The 16,332-nt window shown below is 67.5% G+C and carries 22 protein-coding genes; 11 read left to right on the forward strand and 11 right to left on the reverse strand.

Features of this window, described 5'->3' with window-relative positions; genetic code table 11:
- Positions 1–52: 52 nt before the first annotated feature.
- Together H7841_08095 and H7841_08100 are read right to left on the reverse strand one after the other, a co-directional pair.
- A complete protein-coding gene (locus H7841_08095) occupies positions 53–805 on the reverse strand; it encodes an HAD-IA family hydrolase (protein MEO5336839.1) in 753 nt (250 codons plus the stop codon).
- Between the two features lie 10 nt (positions 806–815).
- Complete coding sequence (locus tag H7841_08100) at positions 816–1,373, reverse strand: hypothetical protein (GenBank protein ID MEO5336840.1); 558 nt, start codon at positions 1,371–1,373, stop codon at positions 816–818.
- An 87-nt stretch (positions 1,374–1,460) separates the two neighbouring features.
- Between H7841_08100 and H7841_08105 the strand changes: the two genes are divergently transcribed.
- Positions 1,461–2,222 carry an FKBP-type peptidyl-prolyl cis-trans isomerase gene (locus H7841_08105; protein MEO5336841.1) on the forward strand — a complete coding sequence of 254 codons (762 nt, stop codon included), beginning with the start codon at positions 1,461–1,463 and terminating at the stop codon, positions 2,220–2,222.
- Between the two features lie 142 nt (positions 2,223–2,364).
- Here H7841_08105 and H7841_08110 read toward each other — a convergent pair whose 3' ends face one another.
- The 3 genes from H7841_08110 to H7841_08120 all read right to left on the reverse strand — a co-directional run bounded on the left by H7841_08110 (position 2,365) and on the right by H7841_08120 (position 3,338).
- Positions 2,365–2,595, reverse strand: coding sequence for a DUF1150 domain-containing protein (locus H7841_08110; protein ID MEO5336842.1), 231 nt, complete (start codon positions 2,593–2,595; stop codon positions 2,365–2,367).
- A 111-nt stretch (positions 2,596–2,706) separates the two neighbouring features.
- Positions 2,707–2,859: a type II toxin-antitoxin system Phd/YefM family antitoxin gene (locus H7841_08115; GenBank protein MEO5336843.1), complete on the reverse strand. Its 153-nt coding sequence runs from the start codon at positions 2,857–2,859 to the stop codon at positions 2,707–2,709.
- Between the two features lie 59 nt (positions 2,860–2,918).
- Complete coding sequence (locus H7841_08120; protein MEO5336844.1) at positions 2,919–3,338, reverse strand: secondary thiamine-phosphate synthase enzyme YjbQ; 420 nt, start codon at positions 3,336–3,338, stop codon at positions 2,919–2,921.
- A gap of 67 nt (positions 3,339–3,405) precedes the next feature.
- Between H7841_08120 and H7841_08125 the strand changes: the two genes are divergently transcribed.
- Positions 3,406–3,684 carry a TMEM165/GDT1 family protein gene (locus H7841_08125; protein MEO5336845.1) on the forward strand — a complete coding sequence of 93 codons (279 nt, stop codon included), beginning with the start codon at positions 3,406–3,408 and terminating at the stop codon, positions 3,682–3,684.
- Between the two features lie 120 nt (positions 3,685–3,804).
- On the opposite strand, the gene H7841_08130 is transcribed toward H7841_08125, so the two are convergent.
- The 5 genes from H7841_08130 to H7841_08150 are packed head-to-tail and all read right to left on the reverse strand — an operon-like array spanning position 3,805 to position 7,575.
- A complete protein-coding gene (locus tag H7841_08130; protein MEO5336846.1) occupies positions 3,805–4,509 on the reverse strand; it encodes a M48 family metallopeptidase in 705 nt (234 codons plus the stop codon).
- Positions 4,487–4,915: a YcgN family cysteine cluster protein gene (locus tag H7841_08135; protein MEO5336847.1), complete on the reverse strand. Its 429-nt coding sequence runs from the start codon at positions 4,913–4,915 to the stop codon at positions 4,487–4,489. The genes H7841_08130 and H7841_08135 overlap by 23 nt, the downstream gene beginning before the upstream one ends.
- Positions 4,915–6,228, reverse strand: a complete 1,314-nt coding sequence (locus H7841_08140) for a cobyrinate a,c-diamide synthase (protein ID MEO5336848.1) — start codon at positions 6,226–6,228, stop codon at positions 4,915–4,917. Before H7841_08140 ends, H7841_08135 begins: the two co-directional genes overlap by 1 nt.
- On the reverse strand, positions 6,225–6,821 hold the full coding sequence (locus H7841_08145; protein MEO5336849.1) for an SCO family protein: 597 nt from the start codon (positions 6,819–6,821) through the stop codon (positions 6,225–6,227). The genes H7841_08140 and H7841_08145 overlap by 4 nt, the downstream gene beginning before the upstream one ends.
- Positions 6,822–6,828: 7 nt before the next feature.
- Positions 6,829–7,575, reverse strand: a complete 747-nt coding sequence (locus H7841_08150) for a sulfite exporter TauE/SafE family protein (GenBank protein MEO5336850.1) — start codon at positions 7,573–7,575, stop codon at positions 6,829–6,831.
- A gap of 19 nt (positions 7,576–7,594) precedes the next feature.
- On the opposite strand from H7841_08150, the gene H7841_08155 reads away from it, so the two are divergent.
- Genes H7841_08155 through H7841_08165 form a run of 3 tightly spaced genes read left to right on the forward strand, consistent with a single transcriptional unit; the run spans position 7,595 to position 10,444 of the window.
- Positions 7,595–8,629, forward strand: coding sequence for a cobalt-precorrin-5B (C(1))-methyltransferase (locus H7841_08155; GenBank protein ID MEO5336851.1), 1,035 nt, complete (start codon positions 7,595–7,597; stop codon positions 8,627–8,629).
- On the forward strand, positions 8,622–9,371 hold the full coding sequence (locus H7841_08160) for a cobalt-precorrin-6A reductase (GenBank protein MEO5336852.1): 750 nt from the start codon (positions 8,622–8,624) through the stop codon (positions 9,369–9,371). The genes H7841_08155 and H7841_08160 overlap by 8 nt, the downstream gene beginning before the upstream one ends.
- The gene (locus H7841_08165) at positions 9,368–10,444 is read left to right on the forward strand and encodes a M14 family metallopeptidase (GenBank protein ID MEO5336853.1); all 1,077 of its coding nucleotides are present in this window, start codon (positions 9,368–9,370) and stop codon (positions 10,442–10,444) included. The genes H7841_08160 and H7841_08165 overlap by 4 nt, the downstream gene beginning before the upstream one ends.
- Here H7841_08165 and H7841_08170 read toward each other — a convergent pair whose 3' ends face one another.
- Entirely contained in the window at positions 10,445–10,597 is a 153-nt protein-coding gene (locus H7841_08170) for a type II toxin-antitoxin system VapB family antitoxin (GenBank protein ID MEO5336854.1), read from the reverse strand. It lies immediately after the preceding gene.
- A gap of 325 nt (positions 10,598–10,922) precedes the next feature.
- On the opposite strand from H7841_08170, the gene H7841_08175 reads away from it, so the two are divergent.
- The 6 genes from H7841_08175 to H7841_08200 all read left to right on the forward strand — a co-directional run.
- Positions 10,923–12,698, forward strand: a complete 1,776-nt coding sequence (locus H7841_08175; GenBank protein ID MEO5336855.1) for an ATP-binding cassette domain-containing protein — start codon at positions 10,923–10,925, stop codon at positions 12,696–12,698.
- A complete protein-coding gene (locus tag H7841_08180; protein MEO5336856.1) occupies positions 12,695–13,984 on the forward strand; it encodes an HlyD family type I secretion periplasmic adaptor subunit in 1,290 nt (429 codons plus the stop codon). The genes H7841_08175 and H7841_08180 overlap by 4 nt, the downstream gene beginning before the upstream one ends.
- Before the next feature lie 43 nt (positions 13,985–14,027).
- Positions 14,028–14,204 carry a type II toxin-antitoxin system RelE/ParE family toxin gene (locus tag H7841_08185; GenBank protein MEO5336857.1) on the forward strand — a complete coding sequence of 59 codons (177 nt, stop codon included), beginning with the start codon at positions 14,028–14,030 and terminating at the stop codon, positions 14,202–14,204.
- A complete protein-coding gene (locus H7841_08190; GenBank protein MEO5336858.1) occupies positions 14,201–14,584 on the forward strand; it encodes a helix-turn-helix domain-containing protein in 384 nt (127 codons plus the stop codon). Before H7841_08185 ends, H7841_08190 begins: the two co-directional genes overlap by 4 nt.
- Before the next feature lie 175 nt (positions 14,585–14,759).
- Entirely contained in the window at positions 14,760–15,554 is a 795-nt protein-coding gene (locus H7841_08195) for a MotA/TolQ/ExbB proton channel family protein (GenBank protein MEO5336859.1), read from the forward strand.
- A 10-nt stretch (positions 15,555–15,564) separates the two neighbouring features.
- Positions 15,565–16,332 (forward strand): OmpA family protein (locus H7841_08200; protein ID MEO5336860.1); only part of this gene is annotated, 768 nt, incomplete at its 3' end.

The raw sequence follows: 16,332 nt of genomic DNA on the forward strand, positions 1-16,332 counted from the left end.
GATTGCTAAATTTTGTAACTACAATTGAACGATATGATCTCGCATTATTGATCTACTCCCGCCAGAACCGAAGCAATGCCAAGTCGACAAACGACTTGCCCCGCATATCCGCCGCCACCGGCCGGCAAGGCGCGTCGGGATCGCCCAGATCGCAGACTACCGCCAGGGCCCCGGTCAGGTCGTCGTGGCGGGTATAGGTCGCAACGGTGGCGACCACGGGCAACCCGGCGGCCAGGGCGGCGCGCAGGCCGTTGCGGGAGTCTTCCAGGGCCAGGCAGGCGGCAGCAGGCAGGCCCAGCCTTTCCAGCACCCAGAGATAGATGTCGGGGGCCGGCTTCAGGGCGGGCACGCAGTTGCCGGCGCCGATGACATCGAACCAGTCCCCGGCTTCCGGCCCGCCGCTGGCGGCCAGCAGGGTGGACACATTCTCGGGGCTGGTGGTGGTGGCGATGGCGAGCTTCAGGCCGGCCGCCTTGGCTTCGCGGATCAGGCGCACCACGCCCGGCCGGAACGGCACGCCGCCCGAGCGCAGGCGTTCGTTGTAAAGCGCGGTCTTGCGTTCGTGCAGTTTCCGGGCGAACGCTTCCGCCTCCTGCCCGCCGGGGGGGACGAAACCAACCTCGGCCATGTGGCGCAAGATGCGCTGGCGCCCGCCGGTGGTGCCCAGCAGGCGTTCGTAGTCCGCCACCGACCAGTCCCAGGGCAGGCCCGATTCGCGGAAGGTCTCGTTGAAGGAAAGACGATGGGCTTCCTCGGTTTCGGCGAGGGTGCCGTCGACGTCGAACACCAGGGCTTGCAGAGTCATGGCGATCGCCTCACTTGGCGACGACGGGCGGCTGGGGCGGCTGGCCGGGGGCGGACAGGGAGAAGGCGGCCTGGAACTGGGCCTTGGGCTCGCGGGTGGTGGACACCACCAAGTTCAAGGTCTCGGCTCCCGCCCGGATCGCGTAATAGCGGCGGGTGAAGACCGTCTGGTGGTCGGAATCCACTTCCGTGGCGGTGAAGAAGCCGCCCTTGAACAGTCTTTCCAACGCCTCCAGGGTGCGGATTTCGTCGGCCCGCCGGGCGAAGACGCTGCAGGTGCCGTCGTCGCGCAAGGCCAGCGCGAAGGTTCCCTGGTCCTTGCGCAACAGCCAGGCTTGGCCGGGTGCGGCGCCCAGGAAGACCTGCTCCAGGCCGCCCTTCATCACCGGCAGGAACCATTCCCCGCCCTCGCCCACCTTTCTTTTCAGGCCGTCGTGGTCGCGGAAGTGCTTCAGACAGGTGCGGTCGAAGAAGCCGACGGCGGTGTCCGCGTGGGCGACGGCATCGCCGTCGGCCCGCGCGCCATCGGCCAGGAGGAGAGCCGCCAGGGCCAGAATGAAAATACGCATGGTCGCAAGGTCTCCTGCAATTGATTGGCGGGCGATGCGGCCTATGTGTATAAGCGTCCTCCCATCCCGAAACCAAGGATTCTCGCCATGACCTTCCGCTCCGTCCGCTTCGCCTTCGCGGCCCTTCTGGCTTTCGCGGCCCCGCCGGCCGGTGCCGCCGGGCCCGAGGTCGCCGTCAAGGAACTGGCCGTCGGCACGGGTGCCGTCGCCAAGCCGGGCGCCACGGTGACCGTCCATTACACGGGCTGGCTGATGGACGGCAAGAAGTTCGACTCCAGCCGCGACCGCAAGGAGCCCTTCGACTTCACCCTGGGGGCGGGCGAGGTCATCCCCGGCTGGGAAAAGGGAGTCGAAGGCATGAAGGTCGGGGCCAAGCGCGAACTGACCATTCCGCCCGAACTGGGTTACGGTCCGGAAGGCGCGGGCGGCGTCATTCCGCCCAACGCGACGCTGCGGTTCGAGGTGGAACTGCTGGCCGTCGCCGAGGCCAAGTACGACGACGTCGACAATGCCAAGCTCAAGGAACTGCTGGCCAAGGGTGTGAAGATCGTCGATATCCGCCGTGACGAGGAATGGCGCCAGACCGGTGTCGTCGAGGGCAGCAAGCTGATCACCTTCTTCGACAAGCGCGGCAAGGTGAACCCGGAATTCGGCAAGGAGTTCTCCGCCTTCGTCAAGCCGGAAGAACCGGTGATCCTGATCTGCCGCACCGGCAACCGCACCCGGGTGGTGTCCAAGTTCCTCAGTGAGAAGGTGGGCTACGCCAAGGTCTACAACGTGACCGACGGCATCGTCCGCTGGACCAAGGAAGGCCATCCGGTCGTCAAGGCGCAGTGCCCGGCCTGCTGACGGGTCATACCAACCGGCCAATGAGTTGACCGGCTGGCATCTTCATCTTTGCCCTCGCCGGGCGCGCGCATCCGCGCGCTTGGCCGCGGCCGCAATGGCCGCCCGATACCGGCCAACGAGTCGGATCGAGGGTTGGCCGGTATCAATGCAAGGTGGCGAGGCGAACCTCGTTCTCGCGGGCTGCCTCCATCACCTGATTCATGGACCCGGCGACGAACAGCGGCGTGCCGTCGGCGGCATGGACGGAAAAGGCCGGGCCTTGGGTGGTGGCGACCGGCCGGACGTAGATGACTTCGTTCAATTGCCAATGGGCCAAGTCGAAGGCTCCGGGCGAGCCGGACTCGGCGGAGGGAACATTGCGCGCGGCGATCATGGAGTCCTTCCTTCAAGGGGCGGCATTGCCCCTCTTTGTGAATCTAGGAGGATATCCCGCACCGGACCAGGGGGCCGGCCCCGGAAACCATCACTCCTGCGTGAGAAAGCCCTAACGGCGGGCATCCGGACGCTCCCGGACCGGAACGAGGCGAACGATGGGCACTCCCCGCTTGGTGACCACCAGGGGCTCGCCGCTGGCCGCCACTTCGTCCATCGCCTTCAGGCGCTTGGCCTTGAATTCTCCGGCCTTCATCGCTCTCATGGGTTTGGAAGTCCTGCCATGGTCATGATACCACGGGATTCCCGCCGGCAAAAGGACGTCTACTCCCCCGCCAGGTGGGCCACCAGGGTGCGCAGGTGGGCGCGGCTGCGATGTTCGAACAGGTAGACGCCCTGCCAGGTGCCCAGCGCCAGCCGGCCTTCCGACACCGGGATGGACAGGGAAACCTGGGTCAATGCCCCCTTGATATGGGCCGGCATGTCGTCGGGGCCCTCGACGGTATGACGTATCCAGCCAGCGTTCTCCGGCACCAGACGGCGGAAGAATTCGTCCAGGTCGCGTCGCACGTCGGGATCGGCGTTCTCCTGAATCACCAAACTAGCCGAGGTGTGACGGCAGAACAGGGTGAGCAGGCCGCACTCCATGCCCTGGGCGCGCGCCCAGGCGGAGACCTCTTCCGTCACCTCATAAAGGCCGGGACCGCGGGTCTGGACCTGGAAGCCGTGCTGCGCCTGTTTCATGCTGTGCCGTCCGTCCGATTGGTGTAAGGAGAGGCCGCCTTTATGCCAGATCAGGGGTCTAGCCGTCATGTTCGAGATCGCCGCCGTGTTCGCTTCCGTCTTCCTGGCCGAACTGGGGGACAAGACCCAGCTCGCCACGGTGCTGTTCGCCTCCGAGGGCAAACACCATCCCTTCGCCGTCTTCCTGGCCGCCGCCGGCGCCCTGGTCGCCTCGACCGCCCTGGCCGTCCTGGTGGGCACCGCCGGGGCCAAATACATCGAAGGCATCCCGCTCAAGCTGATCGCCGGGATCGGCTTCATCCTGCTGGGCGCCTGGACGGTGATCGGGCACTTCCGGGGGGCGTGAGCCGTCACGAAAGCGCCGTCCCGGCCGTCTATCCCCCAACTTTCCAAAACGGAGGCGGGCGAGTGGCGCTGGAAGAAGACGGTGCCCAACGCCCGGCGCAACGGCTGCAAAAACGTCTGATCAGCCGTACCCGTGCAAGGCCGTCCCGTGCCGGTTCAGCCAGGCGCGGGCGGCCTTGGCGTGGGGGGTGAGGTCGTCGACCGTGCGCCAGAAGCGGGGACCGTGGTCCTTGACCTTCAGGTGGGCCACCTCGTGCGCCACCACGTAGTCGAGCACGAAATCGGGCGCCAGGATCAGGCGCCACGAGAAGTTCAGGTTCCCCGACGCGGCGCAGGACCCCCAGCGCGAGCGGGTGTCGCGCACCGCCACCCTTCCGGCCTGGCGTCCCAGCAGCAGCGACTTGCGTCGCACCCGTTCGGCGATTTCCCGCCTGGCTTCCCGCTTCAGCCAGTCGGCGACGCGGCGGGGCAGATGCTCGGCCAGGCCGGCGACCAGGATTTCCCCGTCCTCCCGCCAGACGCCGCCTCGCCGGCCGGGGGCGTGGCGGATGTGATGCGGCTCGCCCAGCCAGGGAATCTCCGCCCCTTCGGCGAAGGGCACGCGAGGCGGCAGGCGCTTCAATCGGGCCAGCAGCCAGCCCGCCTTTTCCCGCACCATGGCAAGGGCCGCCGCCTTCGGCACGTGCCAGGGGAGGGTGACCGTGGCCCCGCCGATCTCGGGGGCCAGGCGCAAGATCATCCGCCGGGCCCGGCGGTTGCGCGTCACCAGGACCGGGATTTCCCGGCCGTCGAGAACGACGACCTCAGGCCGGCCAGTCGACGACATGATCTTCCAGGGCCCCCGCGTCCTTTTCCGCCACCGCCCGCCCGCGCACCGACTGCCCGGCTCCATGGACCGATTCGGGGTCGCCGGTGACGAGCGGATGCCATGCCGGAAGGTCCTTCCCTTCCGTCAGCAGGCGATAGGCGCAGGTGGTGGGCATCCAGGGCAGCTTCTTCACGTTTTTCGGCGACAGCGGTACGCAGTCGGGTACGAAGCGGCGCCGTTCCACGTAGTTGCGGCAGCGGCAGGTTTCCAGGTCGAGCAGCCGGCAGGCGACTTCCGTATAGGCGACTTCGCCGGTGTCGACGTCCTCCAGCTTCTCCAGGCAGCACTTGCCGCAGCCGTCGCAGAGGCTTTCCCATTCCTCCGGCGTCAGGCGGGCCAAGGGCTTGTCGAGCCAGAACGCCATCAGGCCTCCCGGTCGATCAGGTGGATGAAGGAACCGGCGACGCGTCCCGCCGCCAGCCCGGCCGGCCCCCGGTCGGTTCCTTCGGCGTCGGTGCAGCGGAACAGGGCCTGGCCCGGACCTTCCTCACGGACCACGGAATAATGGAATTCATGGCCCAGAAAGATCGTCCCCGCCTCGCCCAGGGGGCCATCGACCTGCAGCACGGCGCGGCGGTAGCCCAGGTGCAGGCGCCGTTCGGCGAAGTTCGTCGCCAAGGGCAGCAGGCCCGCCATGGCATGGCTGCGCCCGTTCCCATCCGTCAGGGTCCGTCCCAGCACCATGTAGCCGCCGCACTCGCCGAAGACGACCTTGGTCCTTGCGGCCTCCTGCAGACCGTCGAGGAAGCGGCGATTGGCCGCCAGGACCTCCGCATGCAGTTCGGGATAGCCGCCGGGCAGATAAAGGGCATCGGCATCGGGCGGCGGCGCCTGGTCCCCCAGGGGGGAAAAGAAGGAAATCTCCGCCCCCGCCTTGCGCCAGCCCTCGAGCACCAGGGGATAGCGGAAGGCGAAAGCCTCGTCGGCCGCCACCCCGATGCGCTGGCCCAAAGGCGGGACGGGCGGCGGCAGGTCGCATGCCTCAGCCGTGGCCGGCCGGGCCAGCGCGCGGAGCGTCGCCACGTCGACGTGGGCCCCGACCAGTTCTCCCGCCCGGTCCAAGAATTCGTCCAGGTCCGGATGCTCCACCGCCTGCACCAGGCCCAGGTGCCGGCCAGGCAGGGAAAGGTCCTCGAAGCGCGGCATGAAGCCCAGGATCTTCACCTGGGGCACCGCCGCGGCGCAGGACTCGGCGAGCAGGCGGGCATGTCGCTCCCCGGCCACGCGGTTGAACACCACCCCCGCGACCTCCATGTCGGGCCGGTGGGAGGCGAACCCGCGCACGAGGGCCGCCGCCGAGGCGCCCTGCGCGCGGGCATCCACCACCAGCACCACCGGCCAGCCGAGCGTCGCCGCCAGGTCGGCGGTCGAGCCCTGAAAGGCGGTGGCGCCGTCGAACAGGCCCATGACGCCCTCGCAGACCACCAGGTCGACCCCTTGCGCAATCTGGCTCGCCACCGCCGCCAGACGGCGGGGCGCCATCGCCCAAGGGTCCAGATTCGGGCAGGGCCGGCCCGAGGCGGCCTCATGAAAGGCGGGATCGATGTAGTCGGGGCCGGCCTTGGCCGAGGCGACCTTCACCTTGTTGCGGTGCAGGTGGCGCAAAAGCCCCAGGGTCAGCACCGTCTTGCCGCTGCCCGACGCCGGCGCGGCAACGACGATGCCGGGCGCGGTCACAGAAGTTCCTTGATGCGTTGCGCCATCTCCGCACCGGGCGTGCCGTGGGAGAAGAAGGCGCGGAACTTGCCGTCCGGCCCCATCAGGTAAAGAAGCGCCGAATGGTCGATCAGGTAGTCCTTGTCGTCGCCGCCGGCCGCCTTGGCATAGAAAGCCTTGTAGGCCTTGGCCGCCCTGGCGACCTGGTCCGGGCTGCCGGTCAGGCCGCGCAGGCGGGGATGGAATTTCTTGACGTATTCCTTCAGATGGGCGGGCGTGTCGCGGGCCGGATCGACGGACACGAAAACCGGCACCACCTTCTCGGCGTCCGGTCCCAGGGTGTCCAGGGCTTCCGCCACCAGGCCCAGCGAGGTCGGACAGACGTCGGGGCAGAAGGTATAGCCGAAGAAGATCAGCAGGAACTTGTCCTTGAAGGCCTGGTCGGTGATGGGTCGGCCGTCTTCGTCGATAAGCGCGAAGGGACCGCCGATGTTGGCCGTTCCGGCGTTGGTGATGGGCTTGGCCGGCGGCTCGTCGCCCTTGAGCAACAGGCTGGCGCCGAAACCGGCGGCGACGATCACGGCGAACACGGCATAGAAGACGAGTCTATTCATCGGTCCCTCAGGTAGTCATTCGCCATGCCATGTAGCATAGCAAGGCGGCATTCGCCACGAGGAGAAACGGAGCGACCCTGCCGACGGTCTCCCGCCAGCGGCTGCCCGCCACGTGACCGGCCAGTCCGACCGCCAGCAGGGCTGGTATGGTACCGACGGCGAAGGCCAGCATGGCGAAGGCGCCGCCCAGGGAGTCTCCGGCCGAAGCCGCCGCCGCCAGGGCGCCCCACACCAAGCCGCAAGGCAGGAAACCCAGCGCCACCCCCAGACCATAGGCCCTCGTCCCGACGGGCCGGGCGAACAATGGCTTGGCGAGGCGGGAAATCGCGCGGCTCACCGGGCCCTCGGCGGTGGCCGCCAGTCCGGGCAGGGCGAGCCCGAGGCGCCTCAAGCCGTAGCCAAGGAAGAAGAGTCCCGCCAAGCCGAGGAGCAGGGCGGCCAAAGGGCGAAACCCGGCGGCGTCGACCAGCCCGGCGGCCAGGGCGCCCAGCCCCGCGTAGGTGGTCGCGCGGCCCAGGTGGTAGGGCACCAGGGCGGCGCCCAGCAGGCGATGGGTCTCGCTCATGGCTCCGGCCGGCAGGGCTTCCAGGCGGGCCATCACCTGGGCCAGCACGAAGGGCCCGCACATGCCGGCGCAATGGGTGAGGCTGCCGCCCAGCCCGGCCAGGAACAGGCCAAGAATCAGGCCGGAATGATCGTCCACCGCCACCCGGCAGACCGAGACGAAATCGAACAGCATCGCGTGCGCGTCCATGGGGCGCTATGTTTAGGCCATGACAAGGGACAGGAAAAGACGGGGTTTACGCCGGGGGTTCACCACCGGGGCCTGCGCGACGGCTGCCGCCGCCGCGGCCTTCGAGGCGTTGGCGAGCGGTGTCTTTCCCGATCCGGTGACGATTCGCCTGCCGGGGGGCGAGACGCCCTCCTTTCCGCTTGCCCGCAAGGCACTGGGGGACGGGTGGGCGGAAGCCGGCGTGGTCAAGGATGCCGGTGACGACCCCGACGTCACCCATGGCGCCTTGATTTTGGCTCGCGTAGAGCGGGGCGGGCCGGGCATCGCCTTCCGGGCCGGCGCGGGCGTGGGAACCGTGATGCGCCCCGGCCTGCCCATCCCCCCCGGCGAGCCGGCCATCAATCCGGTGCCGCGCCGCATGATCGAGGATGCCCTGGGCGGGGCCGATGTCGTGGTTACCCTGTCGATTCCCGGCGGCGCGGAACTGGCGAAAAGGACTCTGAACGAGCGCCTGGGTATCGTCGGCGGGCTGTCCATCCTGGGCACCACGGGCATCGTCGTGCCCTATTCCTGCGGCGCCTGGATCGCCGCCATCCGGGCCGGGGTCGATGTGGCGCGGGCGGCCGGCCACGACCATCTCGCCGCCTGCACCGGCCGCACTTCCGAAAGGGCTGTCCGCGCCCGCCTGAACCTGCCCGAAACGGCCATGATCGACATGGGCGACTTTGCGGGCGGGCTGTTCAAGGTCTTAAGAAAGACCCCCGTCGCCCGCCTGACCCTGGCCGGCGGCTTCGCCAAGCTGGCCAAACTGGCCCAAGGCGAGACCAACCTTCATTCCGGGGCCTCGCGGGTGGATATGGCCTGGCTGGGTGGCCTGCTGGCGGACCTGGGCGGCGACGGAAGCGGGGCGGAAACGGGAGCCGGGATGCTGGCGATCGCCCGGCGGGACGGCCTGCCCCTGGGCGATCGGGTGGCGGCCCTTGCCAGGGGCGTGGCGGCAAGCCATCTTCCAGCCCATACCGACGTCGAGGTCCTGGTGGTGGACCGGGAAGGGGAGGTGGTCGGACATGCCTAAGAAGGTCCTGATCCTGGGCGGTACGGCACAGGCCAACGAGCTCGCCGCCCTTGCCCACGAGCGCTTGGCCGGACGGGCGGAGGTGGTGCTTTCCTTGGCTGGCGTGGCGGCACCGCGCCGCAGCCATCCCTGCATCGTCCGCAAGGGCGGCTTCGGCGGCATCGATGGACTGGCGGACTACCTGAAGGCGGAAGGGGTGACGCTGGTGGTCGATGCCACCCATCCCTTCGCCGAACAAATGTCCAATCACGCCTATTGCGCCTGTCTGGAAGCCGGAACGTCCCGCCTGGCCCTCGTCCGCCCTCCCTGGCATCCGGAGCCGGGCGACCGCTGGGTGGAAGTGGAAAGCTTCGCCCGCGCCGCCGAGGTCCTGCCGCGCTTCGCCCGGCGGGTGCTGCTGACCACGGGTCGGCGCGACCTCGGGGCCTTTGCCGGGCTGCCGGGCATCTTTTTCGCCGTGCGGCTGCTGGAGGCCCCGGCGGAGGCGCTGCCGCTCGACGCCTACCGGATCGTCGTCGGCGCGCCGCCCCATTCGGTGGAGGACGAACGGCGCCTGATGCGCGACCTGCGGATCGACACCCTGATTACCAAGCAGAGCGGTGGCGAGGAAGGAAGGGCCAAGCTGGTGGCCGCTCGCGAGGAGCGGGTCAAGGTCGTCCTGATCGCCCGCCCCTACCCGGAACCCGGTCCCCAGGTGGCGACGGTAGCCGAGGCCATGGCCTGGGTGGAGGCCCAGTTGTGATCGACCTTTCCGCCTTTTCCGCCGATTACGCCCAGGCGCGGGCCAAGTTTCTGGATGCCGCCAAGGCGGCCGGGGCGCGCTTACGCGAATACCCGAACCCGGAACGCGGTCCCGACGGTGAAGTCCTGGCTGCCGATGCCGCCTGGCTGGGACCGGAGGACGCCGCGGCCGTCCTGGTCACGCTGTCGGCAACCCACGGGGTCGAAGGCTTCTGCGGCTCGGCCACCCAGGTCCAAGCTCTGCGCCGGCCGCGGCCGGAAGGCGTTGCCATGCTGCACGTCCATGCGCTGAACCCGCACGGCTTCGCCTGGCTGCGGCGGGTCACCGAGGAAGGAATCGACCTGAACCGCAACTTTATCGACTTCTCCGGGCCCCTGCCCGAGAACCCGGCCTACGACGTTCTGGCCGATTCCATCCTTCCGCCGTCGTCGGAGCCCCACCTGCTGGCGGCGGCCCACGCGGCCCTGCAGGCCTACGCGGAAGAAAACGGCCGCAAGGCCCTGGAAGAAGCCGTCACCGGCGGCCAGTACCGTCATCCCCAGGGCCTGTTCTACGGCGGCGCCGCGCCCTGCTGGTCGCGCCGGACCACGGCGGCGGTCATGGCCGATTTCCGCCTGCGGGAACGGGCGCGGGTGGCGGTGGTGGACTTCCATACGGGCCTCGGGCCCTTCGGCTACGGCGAGCCCATCTGCGACCATCCGCCGGGCAGCGCCGCCGTCGCCCGCGCCCGGGCATGGTTCGGCGATTCGGTGACCGAGCCGGCGCTCGGCACCTCGACCTCGGTGGCCAAGGCGGGCCTGTCCGACTACGGCTGGCAGGACGCCCTGGGCGAAGCGGTGACCTTCGTCGCCCTGGAATTCGGTACCTATTCCCCGGAAGCCATGTTCGACGTGCTGCGCGACGACCACTTGGCGCACCGGGACGGCCCGCCCGACTGGGCCGCCCCCGCCACCCGGCGCGTCAAGGAAGCCATCCGCCATCACTTCTACCCGGCCAGCCGCGACTGGCAGGAAATGGTGCTGTTCCGCAGCGCCCAGGTGCTGGGGCAGGCGGCGGCGGGCGTAAACGGATAGTCAGCGCGGAACAACGGCAGCGCCGATGGCAAGCAGGCGATCCGCCAGATCGATCCCTTGGTGCTGCGCGGCCTGGGTCATGGTCTCCCCGGTCAGCCGGTCCAGTTCCCCGGCTAGGCGGCGAGTTTTCTCGTTCTTGATGTTCGGGGACATGGGCTTCTACCCCTTCTACCTCACCGTTCTGCCATAGCAGAACATGGTTCCTCGACGTTTCGAATGGAATTGGCGGATGATCTTGCCGGAAGACCGGAGGCTGCGTTGTCGGCCCTCTCACAAGTGGCGAGGGGGCTTTCTCATCCGATCTCGACCAACCCATGAACTTCCGAGAATTCCACTTGCGACGTCGAAGAGCCTTTAATCTCCGGTCAAGAATTGTTGACTAGGATAGGCGGGAATGCCGCTTTCGCCCTGCGAATCGGCGCAGTATACTGGTGCGCAAATGGCCAATCCGTCCGCCCGATCCTGGCTGGGGCCTTTCGTGAAGCTCCTGCGGCCGACCTTCCGCGAGGTCGTGGTGATGTCGTTTTTCGTCAACATCCTCGCCCTGGCCGTTCCCGTCTTCGTGATGCAGGTCTACGACCGCGTCCTTTCCAGCGGCGGTATCAGCACCCTGCAGGGCTTGGTGGTGGGGGTGGGAGTCATCCTGCTGTTCGATTACGTGCTGCGTCAGTCCCGGGCCCGCATCATGCAGACGGTGGCGCTCCGGGTCGACGTGCTGGTCGGCCGGCAACTCTTCGAGAAAATCACCGCCCTGCCGTTGCAGATGCTCGAATCCAAGCCGGCCGGCTATTGGCAATCCCTGTTCCGCGACGTGGACGTGGTGCGCAACACCCTGTCCGGGGCGGCGGCGCTGCTGGTCGCCGATTTGCCCTTCGCGGTGCTGTTCCTGGTCCTGGCCTTCACCATCGCCCAACCCATCGCCTGGGTCTTCCTGGTCATCATGCCCCTGTTCATGCTGGTCGCCTGGCGTTCGGCCGGGGTCATGAACGACGCCAACAAGGCCGAACGGCAAAGCACCCTGTCCCGCGACGCCTTGGTCGCCGAGATCATCGCGGGGCGCACCACCGTGAAGGCCCTGGGGCTCGATCAGGCCATGCGGCCGATCTGGGAGGACAAGCACGCGGAGAACATCGAAGCCTCGATCCAGCGGGGCGCCAAGACCGACGGCTACGCCAACCTGGGCCAGACCCTGACCCTGGTCACATCGGTGGTGCTGACGACCGTGGGCTCGATCGCCATCATCGGCCAGCATCTGACCATGGGGGCGCTGATCGCCACCAACATGCTGAGCAGCCGCCTGCTGGGACCCCTGAACCAGTTGGTCGGGCAGTGGCGGGCCTATTCCTCCTTCCGTCAGTCGGTGGAAAGGCTGGGGGAAATCTTCGAGGCTTCTGCAGATCGCCGCGAGAGCGAGGTGAAACTCCAGCGTCCCAAGGGCAACATCACCCTGGAGAACGTCACCTACGCCTATTCAGAAGGCGCCAAGCCAGTCGTGGAAGGCGTCCAGTTGTCCATCAAGGCCGGCGGCATCCACGCCCTGGTCGGGCGCAACGGCAGCGGCAAGACCACCCTGCTCAAGTTGATCCAGGGACTTTACAAGCCGAAATCGGGCCGGGTGCTGCTGGACGGTGCCGACATCGGCCAGTTCGGTCGTTACGAACTGGCCGACTGGATCGGCTACGTGCCGCAGGAATGCGTGCTGTTCCAGGGTACGGTCCGTGCCAACATCGCCCACCGCCATCCCGACGCCAGCGACGAGGAAATCGTCCGCGCCGCCACCCAGGCGGGTGTGCACGAGTTCATCATCGACCTGCCGGACGGCTACGCCAGCGACATCGGCGAGGCGGGCCGTCGTCTGTCGGGCGGCCAGCGCCAGCGCATCGCCGTGGCCCGTGCCCTGATCGGCGATCCGCCGGTACTGCTGCTGGACGAGCCGTCGAGCAGCCTCGACCGCCAGGCCGAGATCGAACTGCGCGACACCCTGGTGGCGCTCAGCGCCGAGCGGACCGTGATCATCGTCACCCACAGCCCGATCATGCTCGCGGCCTGCGACAATCTGGTGGCCCTGGACGGCGGCCGGGTGGCGATCTCGGGCCCGGCCAAGGACATCCTGCCCAAGATCTTCGGCGGTACCGTCACGCCGCGCGGCCCCCGTCCGGTGGGCGGCGATCCGGCCCAGTTCCGCGGGCGCCCGGCCACGTCGCCGGGCGGCGAGGACGGCGGAAACGTCACCGGCTTCCGGAGGGTGCCATGAACCGCCTGGATGCCCTGGTCGCCTCCCACCCGCTGCCGACATGGCGCTCGTTGGCCTGGCCGGTGATGATCCTGGTGACCTTGATGGCCGTCTGGTCCCGCTTCGCCCAGTTGGACGAGGTGGCGATCGCCATCGGCGAAGTGGTTCCCCAGGGCAAGGTGAAGGTCGTCCAGCACCTGGAAGGCGGCATCATTCTGCAAATCTTCGTCACCGAGGGCGCGCGGGTGTCCGAGGGCGAGCCCTTGCTCCTGCTCGACCTGGGGGCGACGGAGGCCAATCGCGCCGAACTGCAGGTGCGGCTCGACAGCTCGATCCTGGAAAGGGCCCGCCTGCAGGCCGAAGCCGAAGGCGGCACGCCCAAGTTCCCGCGCGACGTGGCGGAACGCCGTCCCTCGCAGTTGGCTGCCGAAATCAACAACTACGAGGCGCGCAAGCGCCAGTTGGGCTCCAAGCTCAGCGTGCTGCGCGAACAGGTGCGCCAGAAGGAACTGGAAGTCGACGAATTGGACGCCAAGCGTCGGGCCGCGGCCCGCAACCTGAAGCTTTCCCAGGAACGGCGCACCATGTCGGAAGGGCTGCTGTCCAAGGGCCTGACCGCCAGGATGGACCATCTGTCCCTGGAAGCCGACACCGAACGTCTGCAGGGCGAGGTGAACAGCCTGGAATCCTCGATTCCGCGCACCAAGGCGGCCATCGCGGAAGCCAAGGAGCGCGTCCTGGCGGAGGAGAACGCCTTCCGCCGCGAGGCCCGCGAGGAACTGGGCAAATCGGAACAGGCCATCGGCCGCGTCCAGGAACTTCTCAACGAGGCCACCCGCCAAGGCGTGCGCGCCGAAATCAAGAGCCCCATCGACGGCATCGTCAAGAACATGCGCTACCACACCCTGGGCGGCGTGGTGAAGGCGGGCGAGCCGATCCTGGAACTCGTCCCCATCGGCGAGAATCTGGTCATCGAGGCCAAGCTGAACCCCACCGACCGCGGCTACGTGCGCGAGGATCAGGACGCCATGGTCAAGGTGTCCACCTACGACTACGCCCGCTACGGCGGCCTGGAAGGCAAGGTGGTCATGGTGGCCCCCGATTCCAGCACCGACGACAAGGGGAATCCCTTCTTTCGCGTCGTCGTCCAGACGGACAAGACCTATCTGGGCAAGCACGAGGGCGAACTGCCCATCATGCCCGGCATGCAGGCCACCGTGGATATCCGCACCGGACAGAAGTCGGTGCTGGAATATCTGGTCAAGCCGGTGCTCAAACTCCGCCACGAGGCTTTCCGGGAACGGTAGGGCTTCTTCAGGTCGAACACGCTACGATGCAGCCCTATTGGCGGTGCTGAAGGAAATCGCCGCCGATCCCTTCGCTCCATGTGCCAAGGCGAAGAAGCTGACCGGCCATCCAGGATTTCGGGCGCGGCATGGCGACTGGCGGGCGGTCTACCGCTTGGACCTGGAGACCGAGGAAATGGTGGTGGACCGCGTGGGCCATAGACGGGAGGTATACAGATGAACACGATTGTTCCCCTTGTCGAGACGGCGAAGACCGTCACCCTGAATCGCGCCGACTATGAGGCGCTTTTGGAGGCCCTGGAAGACGCGGAGACCGCCGCCACGCTGAATGCCAACGCCGCGAAGGAACGGGCAGCCGGGAAGGCGGCCTACCGCGCCGACTGCCTGTCTGTCGGATTGGTCGAGCGGATGCTGGCCGGCGAAAGTCCGGTGCGGGTGTGGCGTGAGCATCGAGGCTTGACCTCGAAGGCCCTGGCCGAAGCCGCCGGCCTGCCGCGCGGTTACCTGTCCGAGATAGAGACCGGCAAGAAGCCGGGCAGCCTCTCCGCTCTCAAGAGATTGGCGGAGGTCCTTCGCGTCGGGTTGGATGACATCACGTAACAGCGAATCGGCGGGAATCCTGCCGCTGAACCTCCTCCGCCGTCGCCCGGCGGTAAGCCTTCGGCGCCGTTCATCTTTTCTAAATCTTCGTGTAGGTTAATAGCAGAATCGCCGGGCAGCCGTGGCCGGCGCCGTGGCCGGGGTGTCCCGGCGCGAACGGGGTACGGGGACCAGAATGTCCATCTCCACGATCATCGCCATCGTCCTCTCCTACGTCCTGTTCATCGGGTCGGTGCTGATTTCCACCAGCAACTGGAAGGCCTTCATCGACCTGCCCAGCGCGGTGATGGTGGTAGGCGGCACCATGGCCGGGACCTTCATGTCCTACGAGGCCCGCTACGTCATCTTGTCCCTGAAGCTGATCGCCAAGGTCATCGCCACGCCGCGGGTCGGGCGCAACGTGCTGAAGGCCGAAGTCGGACGGATCATCAAGTGGGCTTACGCCGTGCAGAAGAACGGCATGCCGGGCCTGGAAGCCGAAGCCGGCAAGGCGGTGAAGGGCGACCGCTTCCTGAAGTTCGGCATGGAGGCCGTGCTTAGCGGCTACACCGGCCAGGAAGTGCGCGACATCCTCACCACCATGATCGAAAGCACCTACGGCCGCAACACGGTGCCGGTCAACATCCTGAAGAACATGGCCGCCGCCGCGCCCGCCTTCGGCATGATCGGCACCCTGGTGGGCCTTATCATCATGCTGGACAACATGGGCGGCGATCCGGCGGGGCTGGGCAAGGGCATGGCGGTGGCCCTCATCACCACGCTCTACGGCGTGCTGTTGGCGCGCCTGGTGTTCCTGCCGGTCGCCTCCAAGGTCTTGCAGCGGGAACAGATCGTGCGTTTCCGCAACTACCTGGTCATGGAAGGCCTGTGCCTGCTGGCCGACCGCAAGAGCCCGCGCTACATCCAGGATCGCATGAACAGCTTCCTGGATCCGTCCCTGCACTTCAACATCGACAAGATGAAGGGCTGAGGTCGGGACCATGGGCGGCGCATCGGTTCCCGAAGAACAGGAAGAATGCGAAGACTGGCTCGTCACCTATGCCGACACGGTGACCCTGGTCCTGACGTTCTTCGTGCTGCTGCTCAGCATGGCGGACTTCGACAAGGGCAAGTTCGAGAAGACCATGAACGCCATGACCGAGGAAATGGGTCTGGGCGCCAAGCAGTCGGACACCTCGATCCTCAAGCAGGCCATGCAGGACATCACCGACACCCTGGACAAGGGCAAGGCGGTGGAACTGGGCAACGACGAAAAGGGGCTGGTGATGGAATTCGCCAGTTCGGCCTTCTTCAAGATCGGTTCGGCGGAAATCCAGGATGGCGTGACGACCCTCCTGACCGCCATGGCCGAAACCTTCAGCGAGGAACGCTACAAGGGATTCATCATCGAACTGGAAGGCCATACCGACGACAGTCCGATCAGAAGCGTCCATTTTCCCTCCAACTGGGAACTGTCGACGGCGCGTGCCGCCAGCGTGGTGCGGTTCCTGGTCTCCAAGGGGGTCGATCCGCGCCGGCTCAAGGCCACCGGCTACGCCGAGACGCGCCCCAAGGTGGACAACCGCAATCCCGACAAGACCCCCAATCCCGAGGCCCAGGCGATCAACCGCCGGGTGTTGGCCCGCATCTATCCGATGACGCCCGAGGAAAAGTCGCGTCTGGTCATCAAGAAGAAGCTGCCGCCCAAGCCCGAAGGCGCCCCGGCCGCCGCACCGCCGCCGCCTGAAGCCGCAGCCCCGGCGCCGGCC

It is taken from the genome of Magnetospirillum sp. WYHS-4 (assembly GCA_039908345.1).
Lineage (GTDB): Bacteria > Pseudomonadota > Alphaproteobacteria > Rhodospirillales > GLO-3 > JAMOBD01.